The organism is Enterobacter asburiae, assembly GCA_011754535.1.
Lineage (GTDB): Bacteria > Pseudomonadota > Gammaproteobacteria > Enterobacterales > Enterobacteriaceae > Enterobacter > Enterobacter cloacae_N.
In genome coordinates this window covers 1,375,411-1,398,283 of the sequence record JAAQVN010000001.1, presented here as the reverse complement: position 1 = coordinate 1,398,283, position 22,873 = coordinate 1,375,411, and the positions used below count along the sequence as shown (strand labels likewise).

Here is a 22,873-nt window from a genome sequence, read left to right as displayed (position 1 = left end):
TGATAAGAAAGGAGTTGGGTATGCAATTACGTAAACTGGCCACAGCAATGCTGGTTATGGGAATGTCCGCAGGCGTGGTTCACGCTGAAGACGCTCCAACAGCAGGCAGCACTCTCGACAAGATTGCCAAAAACGGCGTCATCGTGGTCGGCCACCGTGAATCTTCCGTCCCGTTCTCTTACTACGACAACACGCAAAAAGTCGTGGGCTATTCACAGGATTACTCCAACGCCATCGTTGAAGCTGTGAAGAAAAAGCTGAACAAACCTGACCTGCAGGTGAAGCTGATCCCAATCACTTCACAGAACCGTATTCCACTGCTGCAAAACGGCACCTTTGACTTCGAGTGTGGATCTACCACCAACAACCTCGAACGCCAGAAGCAGGCGGCCTTCTCTGACACCATCTTTGTCGTGGGTACCCGTCTGCTGACCAAAAAAGGCGGAGCGATCAAAGATTTTGCTGACCTGAAAGGCAAAGCGGTCGTTGTGACCTCCGGTACCACTTCTGAAGTCCTGCTGCACAAGCTGAACGACGAGAAGAAAATGGACATGCGCATCATCAGCGCGAAAGACCATGGCGACTCTTTCCGTACCCTGGAAAGCGGCCGTGCCGTCGCGTTTATGATGGATGACGCCCTGCTGGCGGGCGAACGTGCGAAGGCGAAGAAACCAGACAACTGGGATATCGTCGGTACCGCGCAGTCCAAAGAAGCCTACGGCTGTATGCTGCGTAAAGACGATCCGCAGTTCAAAAAGCTGATCGATGACACCATCGCTCAGGTTCAGACCTCCGGCGAAGCGGAAAAATGGTTCGACAAGTGGTTCAAGAACCCAATTCCACCAAAAAACCTGAACATGAATTTTGAACTGTCTGACGACATGAAAGCGCTGTTCAAATCTCCAAATGACAAGGCTCTTAACTAATTAGAACAACAGGGGCGGGATCTCCTGCCCTCTCGATTGTCGGGAAGCATGGACAGACTATACGTTGAGTGGTCGTTCCCCACTCAGCGCGAAAAATGAGCTTCTCACCAATCTTCGAGGGTAGCGCTGCTACCCTCTTTTTTCTGGAGTTTATTATGTCAATAGACTGGAACTGGGGCATATTCCTGCAACAAGCCCCGTTCGGCAACACCACCTATCTTGGCTGGCTGTGGAGCGGCTTTCAGGTTACCGTGGCATTATCGATAACGGCGTGGATCATCGCGTTTCTTGTCGGTTCGCTGTTCGGTATTCTGCGCACCGTCCCTAACCGTTTCCTTTCAACCATTGGCACACTGTATGTGGAACTGTTCCGTAACGTTCCGCTCATCGTGCAGTTCTTTACCTGGTATCTGGTCATCCCGGAACTGCTGCCGGAAAATATTGGCATGTGGTTCAAGTCGGAGCTGGATCCGAATGTGCAGTTCTTTGTCTCCTCCATGATGTGTCTGGGGCTGTTTACCGCTGCGCGCGTTTGCGAGCAGGTGCGTGCCGCCATTCAGTCATTGCCGCGCGGACAAAAAAATGCGGGCCTGGCCATGGGCCTGACCCTGCCACAAACCTACCGCTATGTGCTGCTGCCTAACGCCTACCGCGTTATCGTTCCACCGATGACCTCTGAGATGATGAACCTGGTGAAAAACTCGGCCATCGCCTCAACCATCGGCCTGGTGGATATGGCTGCACAGGCGGGCAAGCTGCTGGATTACTCCGCTCACGCGTGGGAATCCTTCACCGCGATCACGCTCGCCTATGTTCTGATTAACGCTTTCATCATGCTGGTGATGAACCTGGTTGAACGCAAAGTACGCCTGCCGGGCAATCTGGGGGGCAAATAATGTACGAATTTGACTGGAGTTCTATTGTTCCATCCATGCCCTACCTGCTCGATGGTCTGGTAATTACCTTAAAGATCACCGCGATCGCCATCATCGTGGGTATCGTCTGGGGCACCCTGCTGGCCGTCATGCGACTGTCGAGCTTTAAGCCGCTCGCGTGGTTTGCGACCGCCTACGTTAACGTGTTCCGCTCTATTCCGCTGGTAATGGTGCTGCTGTGGTTTTATCTGATCGTCCCCGGCTTCTTACAGAACGTGCTGGGGCTGTCGCCGAAAACTGATATCCGCCTGATCTCCGCTATGGTGGCGTTCTCAATGTTTGAGGCCGCTTATTATTCAGAGATTATCCGAGCGGGTATCCAGAGTATCTCCCGCGGGCAGTCCAGCGCCGCGCTGGCGCTGGGAATGACGCACTGGCAGTCCATGCAGCTCATCATTCTGCCGCAGGCGTTTCGCGCCATGGTTCCACTCCTGCTGACCCAGGGTATCGTGCTGTTCCAGGATACCTCTCTGGTTTATGTTCTGAGCCTGGCGGACTTTTTCCGTACCGCGTCGACCATCGGTGAACGTGATGGTACGCAGGTCGAGATGGTGCTCTTCGCGGGTGCGGTCTATTTTGTGATTAGTTTAAGCGCGTCGCTGTTGGTCAGCTGGCTGAAGAAAAGGACGGTATAATGATTTCCCTGAAAAATGTTTCTAAATGGTATGGGCACTTTCAGGTGCTGACCGACTGCTCCACCGAAGTCAAAAAAGGCGACGTGGTGGTGGTATGCGGGCCGTCCGGTTCCGGTAAGTCCACGCTGATCAAAACGGTTAATGGTCTGGAGCCTGTGCAGCAGGGCGAAATTGTTGTGAACGGCACCAAAGTGAACGATAAGAAAACCAACCTCGCCCAGCTTCGCTCTCACGTTGGCATGGTGTTCCAGCATTTTGAGCTGTTCCCTCACCTCTCCATTATTGAGAACCTGACGCTGGCGCAGGTAAAAGTGCTTAAGCGTGATAAAAAAGCGTCGCGCGAGAAAGGGCTGAAGCTCCTGGAGCGCGTGGGGCTTTCTGCGCATGCCGATAAGTTCCCGGCACAGCTTTCCGGCGGCCAGCAGCAGCGTGTGGCGATCGCGCGCGCGCTGTGTATGGATCCGGTGGCCATGCTGTTCGATGAGCCCACGTCGGCGCTCGATCCTGAAATGATCAACGAAGTGCTGGACGTGATGGTCGAGCTTGCGCACGAAGGGATGACCATGATGGTGGTGACGCACGAAATGGGCTTCGCCCGTAAAGTGGCCAACCGCGTGATCTTTATGGACGAAGGGAAAATTGTCGAAGACTCGCCGAAAGAAGAGTTCTTCGCCAACCCGAAATCCGAACGCGCCAAAGATTTCCTCGCGAAAATCCTGCACTAATCTTCCCGGTGCGCAATCTGCGGATTGCGCACTGCTTCACGCTTTCACTCAGTTCCTCTCGTCGGCGTCACATTGCAGCGTTAACCTTGTCACAAAATAACGCTACGTATGGAGAACGCTATGGCACAGCCAATTATTCTCGATTGCGATCCGGGTCATGATGACGCGATCGCGCTCGTCCTTGCACTTGCCTCCCCTGAACTCGATGTAAAAGCGGTCACCTCGTCCGCTGGAAACCAAACGCCTGATAAAACCCTGCGCAACGTGCTGCGCATGCTGACGCTGCTCAAACGCACCGATATTCCTGTCGCCGGCGGGGCCGTGAAGCCGCTGATGCGCGAGCTGATCATTGCCGACAACGTTCATGGGGAAAGCGGCCTGGACGGTCCGGCACTGCCGGAGCCAGGCTTTGCGCCGCAAAACTGCACCGCCGTGGAGCTGATGGCGAAGGTGCTGCGTGAAAGCGCGGAGCCCGTGACGCTGGTCGCCACCGGACCGCAAACCAACGTTGCGCTGCTGCTAAACAGCCACCCGGAACTGCACGGTAAAATCGCCCGTATTGTGATTATGGGCGGCGCGATGGGGCTGGGGAACTGGACGCCGGCTGCGGAGTTCAACATCTTTGTCGACCCGGAAGCTGCTGAGATTGTCTTCCAGTCCGGCCTACCGATTGTGATGGCTGGACTGGACGTTACCCACCGCGCGCAGATTATGGCGGACGATATTGAGCGTTTCCGCTCCGTGGGTAATACGGTCGCGACAACCGTGGCCGAACTGCTCGACTTCTTTATGGAGTATCACAAAGCCGAAAAGTGGGGTTTCCACGGCGCGCCGCTGCACGACCCGTGTACCATTGCCTGGCTACTGAAGCCTGAGATGTTTACCACTGTGCACAGATGGGTTGGCGTCGAGACGCAGGGGAAATACACCCAGGGGATGACGGTGGTGGATTACTATTCGCTGACGGGGAATAAACCGAATACAACACTGATGGTGGATATCGACCGTGGGGCGTTCGTGGATTTGCTGGCGGAGAGACTGACTTATTACTCTGCGGCCTGATGCCCTCACCCCGGCCCTCTCCCACGGGGAGAGGGAGCAAACACTAAAAACGGCAACGGGGTTGCCGTTTTGCTTTTATTTATGGCTCAAACGGGCGGCGCTGGAACTGGTCGTGCCCGCACTTCGGACACAGCGGCAACACATCCGGCGTATACACCGCAATATGGTGATGGCACTTCTCACACACCAGATTCCCCAGCCCCACGACTTCACCGCTCTGGTACACGCCGTGATGGTTTAAATCCTGGAATACTTCGCGCCACTCCAGTTGGGTTTTATCGGTAATATCCGCCAGCTCCTGCCACAGGCTCTCTTTGATCACCCGCATAAAGACGCTGTCCGTGACCTCTTCCTGGCTCTCTTCGTAGCTACGCGCAAACTCCTCAAGATCGCGGCGCACGGCGCGCGTCACCTCTTCCACTTCGGTTCGCGTTAACTCACCCGTTTGCGTCACCCGGGCACGCGCCTGTTCGACCAGCGCGTCAATATCGCGCTCACCGTTACGCAGCCGTTCCGTCAGTGTCGCCACCAGTTCGCGGTAAAATTGAGCAACCTTGTTCATCATTTTGCCTCCCGGGTAAGTAACTATTTCTAATAATAGACCTTATTTCACCGCCGCTTTGTCAGGTGAAGCACAGACCCGGTAAATTCCTGCAAAGTGCAATTGCGCGAAAGGCTGTTTTGACGCGGGCGTTTGGGCTATGCTATGCGGATCTGAATTACCACATCCATTGGCTACATTTTTGTAGCTGTATTGAACACAGGACCACTGGCTGCCATGCAAGAGCAATACCGCCCGGAAGAGATAGAATCAAAAGTCCAGCAACACTGGGACGAGAAGCGCACCTTTGAAGTAACCGAAGACGAGAGCAAAGAGAAGTATTACTGCCTGTCGATGCTTCCCTATCCTTCTGGTCGACTACACATGGGCCACGTGCGTAACTACACCATCGGTGATGTGATCGCCCGTTACCAGCGCATGCTGGGAAAAAACGTTCTGCAGCCAATCGGCTGGGATGCGTTCGGCCTGCCTGCAGAAGGCGCAGCGGTTAAAAACAATACCGCTCCGGCACCGTGGACGTATGACAACATCGCGTACATGAAAAACCAGCTCAAAATGCTGGGCTTCGGTTATGACTGGAGCCGCGAGCTGGCGACCTGTACCCCGGAATACTACCGCTGGGAGCAGAAGTTCTTCACCGAGCTGTACAAAAAAGGCCTGGTATACAAGAAAACGTCTGCCGTTAACTGGTGCCCGAATGACCAAACCGTTCTGGCGAACGAGCAGGTTATCGACGGCTGCTGCTGGCGCTGCGACACCAAAGTTGAGCGTAAAGAGATCCCGCAGTGGTTTATCAAAATCACCGCTTACGCTGATGAGCTGCTGAACGATCTGGATACGCTGGACCACTGGCCTGACACCGTTAAGACCATGCAGCGCAACTGGATCGGCCGTTCTGAAGGCGTGGAAATTACCTTCAACGTTGAGAACTACGATCAGACCCTGACCGTCTACACCACCCGTCCGGACACCTTCATGGGCGCGACCTACCTGGCCGTGGCCGCAGGTCACCCGCTGGCGCAGAAAGCGGCAGAGAACAACCCGGAACTGGCTACCTTCATCGACGAGTGCCGCAACACGAAAGTGGCCGAAGCCGACATGGCGACGATGGAGAAAAAAGGCGTTGCGACGGGCTTCTATGCTAAGCACCCGCTTACTGGCGAAGCGATCCCGGTCTGGGCGGCAAACTTCGTGCTGATGGAGTATGGTACCGGTGCGGTAATGGCCGTTCCGGGTCACGATCAGCGCGACTACGAATTTGCCACCAAATACAACCTGCCGATTAAAGCCGTTATTCTGGCTGCCGATGGTTCTGAACCCGACCTGACCGAGCAAGCGCTGACCGAAAAAGGCACCCTGTTCAACTCCGGCGAATTCAGCGGTCTGAGCTTCGAAGAGGGCTTCAACGCCATCGCCGACAAGCTGGCCTCACTGGGTGTGGGCGAGCGTAAAGTGAACTTCCGTCTGCGCGACTGGGGCGTGTCCCGTCAGCGCTACTGGGGTGCGCCGATTCCGATGGTGACCCTGGAAGACGGCACCGTGATGCCAACGCCGGAAGATCAGCTGCCGGTGATCCTGCCGGAAGACGTGGTTATGGACGGCATCACCAGCCCGATCAAAGCCGATCCTGAGTGGGCAAAAACCACCGTCAACGGCCAGCCTGCGCTGCGTGAAACCGACACCTTTGACACCTTTATGGAGTCGTCATGGTACTACGCGCGCTATACCTGCCCGCAGTACAAAGAAGGTATGCTGGATTCTGACGCCGCCAACTACTGGCTGCCGGTAGACATCTACATTGGCGGCATCGAACACGCCATCATGCACCTGCTCTATTTCCGCTTCTTCCACAAGCTGATGCGCGATGCCGGCATGGTGAACTCTGACGAACCCGCTAAACAACTGCTGTGCCAGGGCATGGTGCTGGCAGACGCCTTCTACTACGTTGGCGCGAACGGCGAGCGCAACTGGGTTTCTCCGGTTGATGCAATCGTTGAACGCGACGAGAAGGGCCGTATCGTTAAGGCGACAGACGCTGAAGGCCATGAACTGGTTTATACCGGCATGAGCAAGATGTCCAAGTCTAAGAACAACGGTATCGACCCGCAGGTGATGGTTGAGCGTTACGGCGCGGATACCGTGCGTCTGTTCATGATGTTTGCCTCTCCGGCTGATATGACGCTGGAGTGGCAGGAATCCGGCGTGGAAGGCGCGAACCGCTTCCTGAAACGCGTCTGGAAACTGGTGTACGAACACACCGCACAGGGTGATGCCCCGGCACTGAACGCCGCTGCGCTGAGCGAAGATCAGCAGGCGCTGCGTCGTGATGTTCATAAAACGATCGCGAAAGTGACCGATGATATCGGTCGTCGTCAGACCTTCAATACCGCAATTGCGGCTATTATGGAACTGATGAACAAGCTGGCGAAAGCCCCGCAGGACGGCGAGCAAGATCGTGCCATCATGCGTGAAGCGCTGCTGGCCGTCGTTCGCATGCTGAACCCGTTCACGCCGCACGTCAGCTTCACCCTGTGGCAGGAGCTGAAAGGTGAAGGCGATATCGACAACGCGCCGTGGCCGGTGGCTGACGAGGCAGCGATGGTGGAAAACACCACGCTGGTGGTGGTCCAGGTCAACGGCAAAGTCCGTGGTAAAATTACCGTGGCGGTTGATGCAACTGAAGATCAGGTTCGCGAGCGCGCGGGCCAGGAACCTCTGGTTGCGAAATATCTTGAGGGCGTTACCTTACGTAAAGCGATCTACGTACCGGGTAAACTGCTCAATCTGGTCGTTGGCTAAGCGCGGGAGGAAACGTGCGACAACTGGCAACAATACTCTTATCTCTGGCGGTGCTTGTCACCGCTGGCTGTGGCTGGCACCTGCGCAACACCACGGCGGTGCCACCTGAAATGAAAACGATGATTTTCGACTCATCAGATCCGAATGGCCCGCTCAGCCGGGCTATCCGTAATCAGCTGCGCCTGAACGGCGTTGAGCTTATCGAGAAAGGTACGCTTCGCCAGGACGTACCGTCTCTGCGTGTACTGGGGATGACGCTGAGCCAGGATACGGCGTCCATCTTCCAGGACGGTCGTACGGCTGAATACCAGATGGTGCTGTCGGTCAACGCGGCTGTGCTGATCCCGGGTAAAGACATCTATCCGATCAGCACAAAAGTGTATCGTTCGTTCTTTGATAACCCGCAAACCGCGCTGGCAAAAGATGCCGAGCAGCAGATTATCATCAACGAAATGTACGACAAGGCGGCGGAACAGCTGATCCGCAAACTGCCAGGTATTGCAGCGTCTAACCGGGAAGGCTCTGACATTATTGAAAAACCGGATGCCAGCACGCCTCCTGTTTCTACCTCTCTGGGTAAATGATGATCAGGCTGTATCCTGAACAACTCCGCGCGCAGCTCAATGAAGGGCTGCGCGCGGCGTATCTGCTGCTCGGAAACGATCCGTTACTACTTCAGGAAAGCCTGGATGCCGTGCGGCATGCGGCCGCGGCTCAGGGCTTTGATGAACACCATACCGTTCAGGTGGATAACACCACCGACTGGAACGCCCTCTTCTCACTCTGTCAGGCGATGAGCCTTTTTGCATCGCGCCAGACAATCCAGATCCTGCTGCCGGAAAACGGCCCTAACGCGGCCATCAATGAGCAACTCGCCACCCTGGTGAGCCTGTTACACAGCGATCTGCTGTTAATTGTGCGCGGCAGCAAGCTTACCAAAGCGCAGGAAAACGCGGCATGGTTCACCCAGCTCGCGACCCACGCGGTGCTGGTCATCTGCCAGACGCCTGAGCAGGCGCACCTGCCTAAATGGGTGGCGGCGAGAGCAAAGCAGAACAACCTTCAGCTGGACGATGCTGCCAATCAATTGCTCTGCTACTGCTATGAAGGCAACCTGCTGGCTCTGGCACAGGCGCTGGACAGGCTTTCCCTGCTCTGGCCAGACGGCAAGCTGACCTTACCGCGCGTTGAGCAGGCCGTGAACGACGCGGCGCACTTTACGCCGTTCCACTGGGTGGATGCGCTGCTCTCGGCGAAAAGCAAACGCGCCCTGCATATTCTTCAGCAGCTGCGCCTGGAGGGCAGTGAACCCGTCATTCTGCTGCGCACGCTGCAGCGCGAACTGTTGCTGCTAATAACGCTCAAGCGCCAGTCGGCCCATACGCCGTTGCGCTCCCTGTTTGATAAACACCGGGTGTGGCAAAACCGGCGGGCAATGACCACCGAGGCCATCAACCGCCTGAGTCATGAACAGCTTCGCCAGGCTGTGCAGCTTCTGATGCGCGCCGAGCTCACCCTAAAACAAGATTACGGCCAGTCGGTGTGGGCGGAGCTGGAAAGCCTTTCCCTGCTGCTCTGCCACAAGGCGCTGGCTGACGTATTTATTGATGGATAGTATGCACTCTTTACAGGCCCTGTATGGCGGCACCTTTGACCCGGTACACTACGGGCATCTGAAGCCGGTAGAAATTCTGGCGAATCTGATCGGCCTGCAGCGCGTTACCATCATGCCCAATAATGTCCCGCCGCACCGCCCCCAGCCAGAGGCGACCAGCGAGCAGCGAAAAGAGATGCTCGCTCTGGCTATCGCGGATAAGCCGCTCTTCAGGCTGGACGAACGGGAATTGCGTCGTCACACCCCCTCGTGGACGTCGCAAACGCTGCAGGAGTGGCGGGCTGAGCAAGGGCCGAACCAGCCGCTCGCCTTTATTATCGGTCAGGACTCCCTGCTCAACTTTCCCACGTGGCACAAGTATGAAACCATTCTGGAGAACAGCCACCTGCTCGTCTGCCGCCGTCCGGGCTACCCGCTGACCATGCGAGAAGCGCAATATCAGCAGTGGCTTGAAGACCATCTCACCGATAACGTTGAAGATCTTCACAACCAGCCCGCCGGGAAGATTTATCTGGCGGAGACGCCGTGGTTTGACATCTCAGCCACCCTTATTCGCGAACGTTTACAGCAGGGTTTAGCCTGTGACGATCTTCTGCCAGCCCCGGTGCTGGCGTATATTCATACGCACGGGTTGTATCAGAAAACCGCAGATAAATAGCCGGAAGGCATAAAAAGCAGCATATTGATTATCCTGCCTTGACAGGTTAAGCCATACTGTTATCCTCCGCTGCCAGACTTTCCCGCCGAACGTTGCTTTACAGAAATTGTTTTACAAAAATGGCGATGCAATCTCAGGCGGAGGGTGGGATGATACCCGCCTTCAAAAACCCGGACGGCGACATTTGTCCCGACAGGGGCGTCAGTTCAGGTATACTGTCTGGCCACGAATTCATAGTTGTACAATCTCATTCACCCAGGGGGAAAACTTGCAGGGTAAAGCACTCCAGGATTTTGTTATCGACAAAATTGATGACCTGAAAGGTCAGGACATCATCGCTATCGACGTTAAGGGTAAATCCAGTATTACCGACTGCATGATTATCTGCACCGGGACCTCTACGCGTCATGTTGTTTCGATTGCCGACCATGTGGTTCAGGAATCGCGTGCAGCAGGACTGTTACCGCTTGGCGTTGAAGGTGAAGCAACTGCTGACTGGGTGGTTGTTGACCTCGGCGATGTAATTGTCCACGTCATGCAGGAAGAGAGCCGTCGCCTGTATGAGCTGGAAAAACTCTGGGGTTAATGCGTGAAGTTGCAGCTGGTCGCCGTCGGCACCAAAATGCCGGACTGGGTACAAACCGGTTTTACTGAATATCTGCGTCGTTTTCCAAAAGACATGCCGTTCGAACTGGTGGAGATCCCCGCCGGAAAGCGCGGCAAGAACGCGGATATCAAACGTATTCTCGACAAAGAGGGTGAACTGATGCTGGCTGCCGCAGGCAAGAACCGCATCGTCACTCTCGATATTCCAGGTAAACCCTGGGATACGCCGCAGCTAGCGCATGAACTGGAGCGCTGGAAGCAGGATGGCCGCGACGTCAGTCTGTTGATTGGCGGACCTGAAGGGTTATCCCCCGCCTGCAAAGCGGCAGCAGAACAAAGTTGGTCTCTCTCTGCGCTGACGCTGCCCCACCCGCTCGTTCGGGTCCTGGTGGCGGAAAGCTTGTATCGCGCGTGGAGCATTACTACCAACCACCCCTATCACCGCGAGTAATGACTGACCAGGGTAGATTAAGCAGCGGATGAAACTACAGAATTCTTTTCGCGACTATACGGCTGAGTCCGCGCTGTTTGTGCGCCGGGCGCTGGTCGCCTTTTTGGGGATTTTGCTGCTTACCGGCGTGCTAATCGCTAACCTTTATAATCTGCAAATTGTCCGCTTTACCGATTACCAGACGCGTTCAAACGAAAACCGCATTAAGCTGGTGCCTATCGCGCCCAGCCGCGGCATTATCTACGACCGTAACGGCACCCCGCTGGCGTTAAACCGCACCATCTATCAAGTCGAGATGATGCCGGAGAAGGTTGATAACGTGCAGAATACGCTGGAGGCGCTAAGAAGCGTTGTCGATCTTAACGATGATGATATCGCGGCCTTCAAAAAGGAACGCGCCCGCTCGCACCGTTTCACCTCCATTCCGGTGAAAACCAATCTGACGGAAGTCCAGGTCGCCCGTTTTGCGGTGAACCAGTACCGCTTCCCTGGAGTGGAAGTGAAGGGTTACAAGCGTCGCTACTATCCTTACGGCTCCGCGCTGACGCATGTGATTGGCTACGTTTCCAAGATTAACGATAAAGACGTCGAGCGCCTTGATAAAGACGGCAAGCTGGCGAACTACGCCGCGACGCATGATATCGGCAAGCTGGGAATTGAACGCTACTACGAAGATGTCCTGCACGGGCAGACCGGCTATGAAGAAGTTGAGGTTAACAACCGTGGCCGCGTCATCCGCCAGCTTAAAGAAGTACCGCCTCAGGCGGGGCACGACGTCTATCTGACGCTCGATCTCAAACTACAACAGTATATTGAAACCCTGCTGGCAGGCAGCCGTGCGGCCGTGGTGGTCACAGACCCGCGCACCGGCGGCATTCTGGCCATGGTTTCTATGCCAAGCTATGACCCGAACCTCTTTGTTGACGGCATCTCCAGTAAAGACTACTCCGGCCTGCTGAATGACCCTAACACCCCGCTGGTGAACCGCGCTACGCAAGGCGTTTACCCGCCGGCATCAACGGTTAAACCTTACGTGGCAGTCTCAGCGCTGAGTGCGGGCGTCATCAACCGCAATACCAGCCTGTTTGACCCGGGCTGGTGGCAGCTCCCCGGCTCTGAAAAACGCTATCGCGACTGGAAAAAATGGGGTCACGGCCATCTGAACGTCACTAAATCGCTGGAAGAATCTGCGGATACTTTCTTCTATCAGGTGGCGTATGACATGGGCATTGACCGCCTGTCTGAGTGGATGAGCAAATTCGGCTACGGACACTACACCGGCGTGGATCTGGCAGAGGAACGGTCCGGTAACATGCCTACCCGCGAGTGGAAGCTGAAGCGCTTTAAGAAGCCGTGGTATCAGGGTGATACCATACCGGTGGGTATCGGTCAGGGCTACTGGACGGCTACCCCGCTTCAGATGAACAAAGCGATGATGATCCTCATCAACGACGGCGTGGTTAAGGTCCCGCACCTGCTGCAAAGTACCGTTGAAGACGGCAAAAAAGTGCCGTGGGTGCAGCCCCATGAAGCGCCGGTGGGTGACATCCATTCCGGCTTCTGGGAAATAGCGAAAGACGGTATGTACGGTGTGGCAAACCGTCCAAACGGAACCGCGCACAAGTATTTCGCGGGTACGCCATATAAAGTAGCCGCGAAATCCGGTACGGCACAGGTCTTTGGCCTGAAAGCCAATGAAACCTATAACGCACACCGCATTGCCGAACGTCTGCGTGACCATAAGCTGATGACGGCGTTTGCCCCTTATGATAACCCGCAGGTAGCGGTGGCGATGATTCTGGAGAACGGCGGCGCTGGCCCGGCGGTAGGGACCATCATGCGCCAGATCCTGGACCACATTATGCTGGGTGATAACAACACCGAACTGCCGGCTGAAAACCCGGCCGCCGCTGCGGCGGAGGACCAATAATCATGACGGATAATCCAAATAAAAAATCGCTGTGGGATAAAATTCACATCGACCCAGCCATGCTGCTGATCCTGCTGGCCCTGCTGGTTTACAGCGCCCTGGTTATCTGGAGCGCCAGCGGCCAGGACATCGGCATGATGGAACGCAAGATCGGCCAGATCGCGATGGGTCTGGTCATCATGGTGGTGATGGCGCAGATCCCGCCGCGCGTCTATGAAGGCTGGGCGCCCTATCTCTACATCTTCTGTATTATTTTGCTGGTGGCGGTAGATGCGTTCGGTGCCATCTCAAAAGGGGCACAGCGCTGGCTGGATCTGGGCATTGTCCGTTTCCAGCCCTCGGAGATTGCCAAAATCGCAGTCCCGCTGATGGTAGCGCGCTTTATCAACCGTGACGTCTGTCCGCCGTCGCTGAAAAATACCGCTATCGCCCTGGTGCTGATATTCCTGCCGACGCTGCTGGTTGCGGCGCAGCCTGACCTCGGTACCTCAATCCTTATCGCCCTCTCCGGCCTGTTTGTCCTGTTCCTGTCGGGCTTAAGCTGGCGCCTGATTGGTATCGCGGTGGTGCTGGTGGCCGCGTTTATCCCTATCCTGTGGTTCTTCCTGATGCATGACTACCAGCGCCAGCGCGTCATGATGCTTCTCGATCCGGAAACCGATCCGCTCGGTGCGGGCTATCATATTATTCAGTCCAAGATTGCGATTGGCTCCGGCGGCCTGCGCGGTAAAGGCTGGCTGCACGGTACCCAGTCGCAGCTGGAGTTTTTACCGGAACGCCACACCGACTTTATCTTTGCGGTACTGGCTGAAGAGCTAGGACTGGTTGGCATCCTGATCCTGCTGGCGCTTTACGTGCTGCTCATCATGCGAGGATTGTGGATTGCGGCACGCGCGCAAACCACCTTTGGCCGCGTCATGGCAGGTGGATTGATGCTGATTTTATTCGTTTATGTCTTCGTAAATATTGGTATGGTGAGTGGTATTCTGCCAGTGGTAGGCGTACCGCTGCCGCTGGTGAGTTACGGAGGCTCGGCACTGATCGTGTTGATGGCCGGGTTTGGTATCGTGATGTCGATCCACACCCACAGAAAAATGTTGTCAAAAAGCGTATAAAAATAAGGGGATCGGAATGCGTAAGCAGTGGCTGGGGATCTGCATTGCGGCAAGTTTACTTGCGGCCTGCACAAGTGATGATGGTCAGCAACAGGCAACCGTCGCGCCGCCGCAGCCTGCGGTGTGTAATGGCCCAATCGTTGAAATCAGCGGTGCCGATCCCGTTTATGAACCGCTGAATGCCAGCGCGAATCAGGATTACGAGCGCGACGGCAAAAGCTACAAAATCGTGCAGGATCCGTCCCGCTTTAGCCAGGCTGGCTTTGCCGCCATTTATGATGCTGAGCCGGGCAGTAACCTGACGGCATCGGGTGAAACATTTGATCCAATGCAGCTGACTGCGGCGCACCCGACGTTACCGATCCCAAGCTACGCCCGTATCACCAACCTGGCGAACGGCCGAATGATCGTCGTGCGTATTAACGACCGCGGCCCGTACGGTAACGACCGGGTAATTTCCCTGTCGCGCGCGTCAGCCGATCGCCTGAACACCTCGAACAACACCAAAGTTCGCATTGACCCGATTATCGTGGCGCAGGATGGTTCGCTCTCCGGGCCGGGAACCGCGTGTACCACGGTGGCGAAACAGACCTATGCCCTCCCCGACCGCCCAAATCTGGACGGCGGCATGGGAAGCGTCTCCTCGCCAGCAGAGCCTTCTCAGCCGGCGGGAGAAATACGCCCGATCAGCAATGACACCCTGCAAAGCGATGATTCCACTGGCGCACCGGTAAAAAGCAGCGGCTTCCTTGGCGCACCAACGAACCTGGCCTCGGGCGTGCTGGAGGGCAGTGAGCCGACTCCCGCGCCGGTTGCCGCCCCCGTCGTGCAGCAGCCAGCCCCCGTAACGGCTCCGGTCACGACCCAGAGCGCAGCCGTTGCCGCTCCCGCAGCAGCCAGCGGCGGCTTTGTCGTTCAGGTGGGGGCTGTGAGCGATCGGGCCCGTGCCCAGCAGTATCAGCAGCGTCTCAGCCAGCAGTTTGGCGTACCAGGACGCGTTGAGCAAAACGGCGCGGTCTGGCGTATTCAGATGGGGCCGTTCTCCAGCAAGTCGCAGGCGGCGTCCCTGCAGCAGCGTTTGCAGAGTGAGGCACAGCTGCAGTCCTTTATCGCTGTTACGAAGTAATTAATCGGCGGTATCCGAAATGTCAGTTTGTGTAAAACACATTCACAAACTCATGCTTAAAGTCGGATGCCTGCCTGAATAGCATTTGCTATAGTAAGGCACTTTTTTTAATTCCATCACGGATGTCGTAGTTCTGACCATGAAGACCACTTTTTCTGCTCGTTTTGTGCAGCGCATGGCGCTGACCACGGCCCTTTGCGCGGCTGCACTCTCTGCAGCTCATGCTGATGACCTGAATATCAAGACCATGATCCCTGGCGTTCCGCAAATCGACGCGGAATCCTACATCCTGATCGATTACAACTCTGGCAAAGTGCTGGCAGAACAGAATGCTGATGCCCGCCGTGACCCGGCCAGCCTGACCAAAATGATGACCAGCTATGTTATCGGCCAGGCAATGAAAGCCGGTAAGTTCAAAGAGACGGATCTGGTCACCATCGGTAACGATGCGTGGGCTACCGGGAACCCGGTTTTCAAAGGTTCCTCGCTGATGTTCCTGAAACCAGGAATGCAGGTTCCGGTTTCTCAGTTAATTCGTGGTATTAACCTGCAGTCCGGCAACGATGCCTGCGTGGCTATGGCCGATTTCGCCGCCGGTAGCCAGGATGCTTTCGTCGGTCTGATGAACAGCTACGTTACCGCGCTGGGCCTTAAGAACAGCCATTTCCAGACCGTACACGGTCTCGATGCAGACGGTCAGTACAGCTCCGCGCGTGATATGGCGCTGATTGGTCAGGCGCTGATCCGTGATGTGCCGAACGAGTACTCTATTTACAAAGAGAAAGAGTTCACCTTCAACGGTATTCGTCAAACCAACCGTAACGGCCTGCTGTGGGATAACAGCCTGAACGTTGACGGCATCAAAACCGGCCACACCGACAAAGCCGGCTACAACCTGGTGGCTTCTGCCACTGAAGGCCAGATGCGTCTGATCTCAGCCGTGATGGGGGGGCGCACCTTCAAAGGTCGCGAAACCGAAAGCAAGAAGCTGCTGACCTGGGGCTTCCGCTTCTTCGAAACCGTGAACCCACTGAAGGCCGGCAAAGAGTTTGCTTCTGAACCCGTCTGGTTCGGCGATAACGACCGTGCTTCCCTGGGCGTGGATAAAGACCTGTATCTGACCATTCCACGCGGTCGTATGAAGGATCTGAAAGCAAGCTATGTGCTCAACACCACCGAACTGCATGCCCCGCTGCAGAAAAACCAGGTGGTGGGTACCATCAATTTCCAGCTGGACGGTAAAACAATCGACCAGCGCCCACTCGTGGTATTGGAAGAAATTCCTGAAGGCAATTTCTTCGGCAAAATCATTGATTACATTAAATTGATGTTCCATCACTGGTTTGGCTAAAAATCGAACACTTGAAAGTGTGATTTTGATCCCCATATACTAATTATCCTGATAACTCCCACCTGACGTGGGAGTTATTCTTTTTGACGTTACGCCGGAGCTGACATGAAAACCAAACTTAACGAACTGCTTGAATTCCCTACCCCATTTACCTACAAAGTAATGGGTCTGGCGAAACCTGAGCTGGTTGATCAGGTGGTTGAAGTGGTACAGCGCCATGCGCCGGGTGACTACTCTCCGTCAGTAAAACCAAGCAGCAAGGGCAACTACCACTCGGTTTCTATTACCATCACTGCTACACATATCGAGCAGGTTGAGACGCTGTACGAAGAGCTCGGCAATATCGAAATTGTTCGTATGGTGCTGTAGTCCCTTTGCGGTTACCCGGTTTACCGGGTAACCCCTCTTCCCCGCTGTGATATACTCCCCCTCATCTTTTGTTCCTCGTCTTCGGAGACGCGTTTTGTATCAGGATAAAATTCTGGTCCGTCATCTCGGGCTGCAACCTTATGAGCCTGTCTCCCAGGCTATGCACGAGTTCACCGATTCACGCGATGACGCTACCCTTGATGAGATTTGGCTGGTCGAACATCTGCCGGTATTTACGCAGGGCCAGGCGGGAAAAGCGGAACACTTATTAATGACGGGCGATATCCCGGTGATCCAGAGCGATCGCGGCGGACAGGTGACTTACCACGGCCCGGGTCAGCAGGTCATGTACGTCCTGCTTAATCTGAAGCGCAGAAAGCTTGGCGTGCGTGAGCTGGTCACTTTGCTGGAGCAAACCGTCGTCAACACGCTGGCGGAATATGGTATTGACGCGCATCCGCGTGCCGATGCGCCGGGCGTCTACGTTGGCGAAATGAAGATCTGCTCTCTGGGGCTACGTATTCGTAAAGGCTGTTCCTTCCACGGCCTGGCATTGAATATTAATATGGATCTTACGCCTTTCCAGCGCATAAACCCCTGCGGCTACGCCGGCATGGAAATGACGCAAATGCGCCAGTGGGTCGACACCGCTACGCCGGAGAATATACGCCCCGTGCTTCTGAAGAACATGTTAGCACTACTTAACAACCCCCCACACGAATATATCCCTGCTTAATATATCATCCAGGCGGCCCGATAATTTGACGGGCCACTGTTTATTTACCGCTTTTACGCTTTACAATAAACCGCAGATTCTATATTTTCGAAGCGCCCGAATATTGCCGTTACATATTATTTAGCCTCCGGACAGCATGGCATACACAGGCTAAGTAACTTGAGTGATAATCACACAACTGTTTGTTTTTGATAAACAAGTGGAACAAAACCAACACTTTACGAATCTCTACAAGCATAATAAATAAATTCAACTATCATTCATGTTGTGAATGTATACGGAGTGAAAGCGTGGAGTATAATAATTTACCAGCCAAACGCCTGAATGACCCTGGTGGCGAAGACAAGCCGCAAATTTTTCGGACTTTACGTAATATTGACCTCAATTTACTGACTATTTTTGAGGCAGTATATGTCCATAAGGGGATCGTTAACGCTGCGAAAATTCTTAATCTCACGCCATCTGCAATAAGCCAGTCAATTCAAAAGTTACGGGCTATATTTCCCGATCCCTTATTTATCCGTAAGGGTCAGGGCGTCACGCCGACGGCCTATGCAACACATCTCCACGAATACATCAGCCAGGGGCTGGAGTCGATTCTGGGTGCGCTGGATTTAACCGGAAGCTATGACAAACAGAGAACCATTACCATCGGCTGTTCTCCTTCTGTCGGCGTGCTGGTGATGCCTGCGATCTTCCAGGCCGTAAAAGAGCATGCGCCACAGCTTCTGCTTCGCAATGTGCCTCTCAACGAACCTGACGTTCAGCTTGCTCAGTTCCAGACGGATCTGGTTATTGAAAGCGGCAGCTTTAGTGCCCGGGCGCTGGGGCAAAATGTGCTTTACGCGGATAACCTGGTGCTGGTTTGCCGCAAGCAGCACCCCGCTCTCAGCGAGCCGTTAACCATTGAGAACCTGCGCAACTACGACCACTCGTCTTTCATGACCGAAGGACAGTCAAACCATGCCCTGCGTCAGCGTATTGATGAAATTTTCCCGGAACGTCAGATCAGCTTCAGCAGTTACAATATGTTCACCACCGCATCCCTGATCGGCAGCAGCGATATGCTGTGCATCATGCCTTCACGCCTGTATAACCTGCTGCGGAAATGCTGGCCGCTGGAAAGCATCCCGCTCAGCCAGCTCAATGCAGAATCTATCGAGATTTCACTGCATTACAACAAACTCAGCTTGCGCGATCCGGTGCTGGAAAACGTCATCCGCATTATCCGTCAGGCCTTCTGAAAGAGCGTGCCAGTACACGTTCCTGCCGCTTGCAGGGCAAAACGCACAAAACAACAACTATTTTACAAATTGGCGACCTGACAGGCTGCTTTAAAGACCCTTTCAATGATATACTGCCTGTCGTTCGTTCAAAAATAGTTGATAAATACAACATTCCCTTGAATTGAAACGCTTTCCTTCGATATTCGCAACTGGAACACGCACGCTATGAGTAAACCCATTGTGATGGAACGCGGTGTTAAATACCGCGATGCCGATAAAATGGCCCTTATCCCGGTTAAAAACGTGGCTACAGAGCGCGAGGCGCTGTTAAGAAAACCGGAATGGATGAAAATCAAACTTCCGGCAGACTCTTCGCGTATCCAGGGGATCAAAGCGGCGATGCGTAAGAACGGCCTTCACTCAGTTTGTGAAGAAGCCTCTTGCCCGAACCTTGCTGAATGTTTCAATCACGGTACCGCGACGTTTATGATTCTGGGTGCCATCTGTACCCGCCGCTGCCCATTCTGCGACGTAGCTCATGGCCGCCCGGTGGCTCCCGATGCAAACGAACCGCAAAAACTGGCGCAAACCATCGCCGACATGGCGCTGCGTTATGTGGTTATCACGTCCGTTGACCGTGACGATCTGCGTGATGGGGGTGCTCAGCACTTCGCCGACTGCATTACCGCCATTCGCGAAAAAAGCCCAAATATCAAAATCGAGACGCTGGTTCCCGACTTCCGCGGCCGTATGGATCGCGCGCTGGACATCCTGACCGCAACGCCGCCAGATGTGTTTAACCACAACCTGGAGAACGTTCCGCGTCTTTATCGTCAGGTGCGTCCAGGCGCAGACTATAACTGGTCTCTGAAGCTGCTGGAGCGCTTTAAAGAAGCGCATCCGCATATTCCAACCAAGTCAGGTCTGATGGTCGGCCTGGGCGAAACCAATGACGAAATCATCGACGTTATGCGCGATCTGCGCCGCCACGGTGTGACCATGTTGACGCTCGGTCAGTATCTGCAGCCAAGCCGTCACCACCTGCCGGTTCAGCGCTACGTCAGCCCGGATGAGTTTGACGAGATGAAAGCCGAAGCGCTGGCGATGGGCTTTACCCACGCAGCGTGCGGTCCGTTTGTTCGTTCTTCTTACCACGCGGACATGCAGGCGAAGGGTGAAGAAGTCAAATAACGCAGTAATATTCATTTACAGTAATGCAAAAAAACCGGCCTCATGAGCCGGTTTTTTTTCGCAAGCCCTCAGGCATTGCCGTTACTCTTTGTGGGAAAGCTTCTCTGCCGGGATGTCCTCAGCGCTTTTCTTCGCGGCTGCGTCATCGTCGTTCATCGCTTTCTTGAAGCCTTTGATGGCAGCCCCCAGGTCACCACCCAGCGTGCGTAACTTCTTGGTACCAAACAGCAGGACGACCAGTGCGGCAACCACCAGCAGTTTGGTAATACTAATCTCACCCATAGATACCTTCTTTACATAAAACAGGCTGCATTCAGCGCCAAAACCCGATTGTATTAACGGTCATTTGGCGCGTGCACACAATAGCAATCTGTAACAAGGTGAATCAAGCATTGTTGAAAAAAACATCACAATAATTGCGGTGGCGCAAAGCGTCGGTTGCGAAGAACAGGTAATTGCTGACGCGCAAGCGCAATTCTTTCTAAAATTATCTCCGCCATCAGCAGAACGGGCGCTTCCGCTGCGGCGGCAATCGTGACGCCCAGCGGATCAACCACCCTGCTCTGTCCAATGTTTTTATTGCCGCACTCTCCGGAGGCAACGACATAGCAGGTCGTGTCCAGCGCGCGTGCCGCAAGCAGCGTTGCCCAGTGCTGCTCTTTTAGCGGCCCCTTAACCCATGCGGCAGGCAATACCAGCACGTCCGCCCCTTGCAACGCCAGATGCAGGGCCAGCTCCGGGAAACGCAGGTCATAACAGGTCATCAACCCCACCTTAAACCCGTCGATATCAATGAGCGGCGGAACAACATCTCCCGGATCAACGCGTCGCGATTCCTGAATGCTGAACGCATCATAGAGATGAAGCTTGGCATAGCGCGCAACAATTGCACCGTCACGGATAGCCACGAGCGTATTTACTGCGCGACCCGGCGTTGAGGGAACGTGCACGGTTAAGATGGTGGTCATCGTACTGCCCACGCTCTGGGCAAGCAGCTGCTGTAAAAATTCGCCGTCAAGGGATTGCGCGGACTTCACGGACAAATCAGGGTCATGATCATCCCTTGCCAATAGCGCCTCAGGAAGTACCAGCAGCGATGCCCCTTTCCGTCGGGCCTGCATCATCAGGTTAACGCACTGCACTGCGTTAACCCGCCAGTCAGGCGTGACTGCAAACTGCCCTACCGCAACATACATATTTGTCCCCTCATCATAAACAGCGTTAAACTCGCTACTCTTACACATCAAATAGCAGGTATTTAGCGTGTTACAACTCCTTTTAGCTGTTTTTATTGGTGGAGGCACAGGGAGCGTTGCGAGGTGGTTCCTGAGTATGCGTTTTAATCCGCTGCATCAGGCGATTCCAATGGGGACACTGGCCGCCAACCTGATTGGTGCTTTTATCATTGGTATGGGCCTGGCCTGGTTTAACCGGATGACGCACATCGATCCCATGTGGAAAGTCTTGATTACCACCGGCTTCTGCGGCGGTTTGACCACCTTTTCAACCTTTTCTGCGGAAACAGTTTTTCTCTTTCAGGAAGGTCGTATCGGCTGGGCGCTGGTGAATATCGCCATCAACATGATCGGATCCTTCGCGATGACGGGGATCGCATTTTGGTTATTTTCCTCTGTCAGCACGCATTAACTGCCGGAGCGTTAATGTTGGCTTAATTTTTCTCTGTCACTCTGGAGGCAATACTGAACGAGGGTGACAGAATGAAACAGAGTCTGATGAGCGCAGGCATAGTGTTGTTGAGCGTACTGATCGTGGCCAGCTTCCTGAAAATGTACCTGCTTGGCTGATTCATAACGAAAAAAACCCGCTCAATGAGCGGGTTTTGAAATTCTTGCTGACGCGTCTGAATTACAGAGCGATTACGTTAGCAGCAGAAGGGCCTTTGGCACCGTTAGTGATTTCGAACTCTACACGCTGACCTTCAGCCAGAGTTTTGAAACCATTAGACTGGATTGCAGAGAAGTGTACGAACACGTCTTTGCTGCCATCTTCAGGAGTAATGAAACCGAATCCTTTGGACTCATTAAACCACTTAACGTTACCTTTAATCTTAGACATCAAAATTACCTTTACATTAAAAAACGACACAAATGCTGTGTCGGTTACCAGTACATCAATTGTGGGACCTTTTGTCCAGCGGATCTTTGACAAAAAGTGACTAAAGTCGCGTTAATTTTCACTGGCAGATTTTTATCGCTTATGAATCAACGACTGCGCGTTTTTTCACCACCAAGTAACGTTATGTCAGTTAAAACTGAAAACGCATCCAGGCGAAGTAAACGTTACCGTTGTTGTATGTCCCCGGAATGTAGGTCATCTGGAACGTTGCAGGGCCATAGCCAACAGAGGCCAGAGGCAGCAACACAGGGATCGGAATATACTTCCAGTTGTCGCGCGCGGTCACCCCGGCGGTATAGCCCAGACCAACGTGGAAGTTCTCATCCGCTAACGGGCGCCAGGTTTTTTCCCAGCCGTAGCCACCAATCGGTTCCCACTTGTTAAAGGAGTCTTTGAAGGCCATCAGATAGATGCCATGCCAGTTTCCTTTTTCATCCCAGCGCGACTGCCCAAAACCCGCGCCCCAGGGACGCTCGTTGTATTTATCCGTTTTCTCTTTGTCGTAAGCAAAGCGCGCGTGCCACGTTATTGCCGGAACATAGAGATCATAATGTTCAGGTGCTGACCAGGTCTGCGATACATTATCCGTAAAAGTAGAGAACCAGCCTTTATCCGTCGCATTGTCCTCTGCCTGTGCAACAGAAGAAAACGTTAACTGGCCAATAATAAACAATAAAATAGAGAAAAAAGTATTACGTACACTCACAATGCAATTACCA

General features: G+C 54.2%; 25 protein-coding genes. 20 read left to right on the top strand and 5 right to left on the bottom strand.

Annotation, left to right across the window (positions count from 1 at the left end; all coding sequences use genetic code 11):
- Window positions 1–20: 20 nt before the first annotated feature.
- From HBM95_06485 to rihA, 5 genes are all read left to right on the top strand, one after another.
- A complete protein-coding gene (locus HBM95_06485; GenBank protein NIH42588.1) occupies window positions 21–926 on the top strand; it encodes an amino acid ABC transporter substrate-binding protein in 906 nt (301 codons plus the stop codon).
- Window positions 927–1,081: 155 nt separating this feature from the next.
- Window positions 1,082–1,822, top strand: a complete 741-nt coding sequence (locus HBM95_06480; GenBank protein ID NIH42587.1) for an amino acid ABC transporter permease — start codon at window positions 1,082–1,084, stop codon at window positions 1,820–1,822.
- On the top strand, window positions 1,822–2,496 hold the full coding sequence (gene gltK, locus HBM95_06475) for a glutamate/aspartate ABC transporter permease GltK (protein NIH42586.1): 675 nt from the start codon (window positions 1,822–1,824) through the stop codon (window positions 2,494–2,496). Before HBM95_06480 ends, gltK begins: the two co-directional genes overlap by 1 nt.
- Window positions 2,496–3,221, top strand: a complete 726-nt coding sequence (locus tag HBM95_06470; protein NIH42585.1) for an amino acid ABC transporter ATP-binding protein — start codon at window positions 2,496–2,498, stop codon at window positions 3,219–3,221. Before gltK ends, HBM95_06470 begins: the two co-directional genes overlap by 1 nt.
- 120 nt (window positions 3,222–3,341) lie before the next feature.
- Window positions 3,342–4,283 (top strand): pyrimidine-specific ribonucleoside hydrolase RihA, encoded by a 942-nt coding sequence (gene rihA / locus HBM95_06465; GenBank protein NIH42584.1) that lies wholly within the window; start codon window positions 3,342–3,344, stop codon window positions 4,281–4,283.
- Window positions 4,284–4,362: 79 nt separating this feature from the next.
- Here the strand turns inward: rihA and HBM95_06460 are convergent, their stop codons facing one another.
- Complete coding sequence (locus HBM95_06460; GenBank protein ID NIH42583.1) at window positions 4,363–4,845, bottom strand: zinc ribbon-containing protein; 483 nt, start codon at window positions 4,843–4,845, stop codon at window positions 4,363–4,365.
- Window positions 4,846–5,061: 216 nt separating this feature from the next.
- Here HBM95_06460 and leuS point away from each other — a divergent pair, with 216 nt between their 5' ends.
- From leuS to lipA, 14 genes are all read left to right on the top strand, one after another.
- Complete coding sequence (gene leuS / locus HBM95_06455; protein NIH42582.1) at window positions 5,062–7,644, top strand: leucine--tRNA ligase; 2,583 nt, start codon at window positions 5,062–5,064, stop codon at window positions 7,642–7,644.
- Window positions 7,645–7,658: 14 nt separating this feature from the next.
- Window positions 7,659–8,228, top strand: coding sequence for an LPS assembly lipoprotein LptE (gene lptE, locus HBM95_06450; protein ID NIH42581.1), 570 nt, complete (start codon window positions 7,659–7,661; stop codon window positions 8,226–8,228).
- Window positions 8,228–9,259 carry a DNA polymerase III subunit delta gene (holA, locus tag HBM95_06445; protein ID NIH42580.1) on the top strand — a complete coding sequence of 344 codons (1,032 nt, stop codon included), beginning with the start codon at window positions 8,228–8,230 and terminating at the stop codon, window positions 9,257–9,259. Before lptE ends, holA begins: the two co-directional genes overlap by 1 nt.
- Entirely contained in the window at window positions 9,252–9,917 is a 666-nt protein-coding gene (nadD, locus tag HBM95_06440; protein NIH42579.1) for a nicotinate-nucleotide adenylyltransferase, read from the top strand. Before holA ends, nadD begins: the two co-directional genes overlap by 8 nt.
- Before the next feature lie 268 nt (window positions 9,918–10,185).
- Window positions 10,186–10,503, top strand: a complete 318-nt coding sequence (rsfS, locus tag HBM95_06435) for a ribosome silencing factor (GenBank protein ID NIH42578.1) — start codon at window positions 10,186–10,188, stop codon at window positions 10,501–10,503.
- Between the two features lie 3 nt (window positions 10,504–10,506).
- Entirely contained in the window at window positions 10,507–10,974 is a 468-nt protein-coding gene (rlmH, locus tag HBM95_06430) for a 23S rRNA (pseudouridine(1915)-N(3))-methyltransferase RlmH (GenBank protein ID NIH42577.1), read from the top strand.
- Window positions 10,975–11,002: 28 nt separating this feature from the next.
- Complete coding sequence (mrdA, locus tag HBM95_06425; protein NIH42576.1) at window positions 11,003–12,904, top strand: peptidoglycan DD-transpeptidase MrdA; 1,902 nt, start codon at window positions 11,003–11,005, stop codon at window positions 12,902–12,904.
- 2 nt (window positions 12,905–12,906) lie between these two features.
- The gene (mrdB, locus tag HBM95_06420) at window positions 12,907–14,019 is read left to right on the top strand and encodes a peptidoglycan glycosyltransferase MrdB (GenBank protein ID NIH42575.1); all 1,113 of its coding nucleotides are present in this window, start codon (window positions 12,907–12,909) and stop codon (window positions 14,017–14,019) included.
- 16 nt (window positions 14,020–14,035) lie between these two features.
- A complete protein-coding gene (gene rlpA, locus HBM95_06415) occupies window positions 14,036–15,145 on the top strand; it encodes an endolytic peptidoglycan transglycosylase RlpA (protein NIH42574.1) in 1,110 nt (369 codons plus the stop codon).
- Window positions 15,146–15,284: 139 nt separating this feature from the next.
- Complete coding sequence (gene dacA / locus HBM95_06410) at window positions 15,285–16,496, top strand: D-alanyl-D-alanine carboxypeptidase DacA (GenBank protein ID NIH42573.1); 1,212 nt, start codon at window positions 15,285–15,287, stop codon at window positions 16,494–16,496.
- A gap of 105 nt (window positions 16,497–16,601) precedes the next feature.
- Window positions 16,602–16,865 (top strand): YbeD family protein, encoded by a 264-nt coding sequence (locus HBM95_06405; GenBank protein NIH42572.1) that lies wholly within the window; start codon window positions 16,602–16,604, stop codon window positions 16,863–16,865.
- 94 nt (window positions 16,866–16,959) lie between these two features.
- Window positions 16,960–17,601, top strand: coding sequence for a lipoyl(octanoyl) transferase LipB (lipB, locus tag HBM95_06400; GenBank protein ID NIH42571.1), 642 nt, complete (start codon window positions 16,960–16,962; stop codon window positions 17,599–17,601).
- Between the two features lie 290 nt (window positions 17,602–17,891).
- Window positions 17,892–18,845: a DNA-binding transcriptional regulator gene (locus HBM95_06395; GenBank protein ID NIH42570.1), complete on the top strand. Its 954-nt coding sequence runs from the start codon at window positions 17,892–17,894 to the stop codon at window positions 18,843–18,845.
- Between the two features lie 207 nt (window positions 18,846–19,052).
- Window positions 19,053–20,018 carry a lipoyl synthase gene (gene lipA, locus HBM95_06390; GenBank protein ID NIH42569.1) on the top strand — a complete coding sequence of 322 codons (966 nt, stop codon included), beginning with the start codon at window positions 19,053–19,055 and terminating at the stop codon, window positions 20,016–20,018.
- An 81-nt stretch (window positions 20,019–20,099) separates the two neighbouring features.
- Here the strand turns inward: lipA and tatE are convergent, their stop codons facing one another.
- Both tatE and HBM95_06380 read right to left on the bottom strand, forming a co-directional pair.
- Window positions 20,100–20,300 (bottom strand): twin-arginine translocase subunit TatE, encoded by a 201-nt coding sequence (gene tatE / locus HBM95_06385; protein NIH42568.1) that lies wholly within the window; start codon window positions 20,298–20,300, stop codon window positions 20,100–20,102.
- Window positions 20,301–20,425: 125 nt separating this feature from the next.
- The gene (locus HBM95_06380) at window positions 20,426–21,214 is read right to left on the bottom strand and encodes a deaminated glutathione amidase (protein ID NIH42567.1); all 789 of its coding nucleotides are present in this window, start codon (window positions 21,212–21,214) and stop codon (window positions 20,426–20,428) included.
- A 67-nt stretch (window positions 21,215–21,281) separates the two neighbouring features.
- Between HBM95_06380 and crcB the strand changes: the two genes are divergently transcribed.
- Window positions 21,282–21,665 (top strand): fluoride efflux transporter CrcB, encoded by a 384-nt coding sequence (crcB, locus tag HBM95_06375; GenBank protein NIH42566.1) that lies wholly within the window; start codon window positions 21,282–21,284, stop codon window positions 21,663–21,665.
- Between the two features lie 219 nt (window positions 21,666–21,884).
- On the opposite strand, the gene cspE is transcribed toward crcB, so the two are convergent.
- Together cspE and pagP are read right to left on the bottom strand one after the other, a co-directional pair.
- Entirely contained in the window at window positions 21,885–22,094 is a 210-nt protein-coding gene (gene cspE, locus HBM95_06370; GenBank protein ID NIH42565.1) for a transcription antiterminator/RNA stability regulator CspE, read from the bottom strand.
- Between the two features lie 190 nt (window positions 22,095–22,284).
- The gene (gene pagP / locus HBM95_06365) at window positions 22,285–22,860 is read right to left on the bottom strand and encodes a lipid IV(A) palmitoyltransferase PagP (protein ID NIH42564.1); all 576 of its coding nucleotides are present in this window, start codon (window positions 22,858–22,860) and stop codon (window positions 22,285–22,287) included.
- Between the last annotated feature and the right edge of the window lie 13 nt (window positions 22,861–22,873).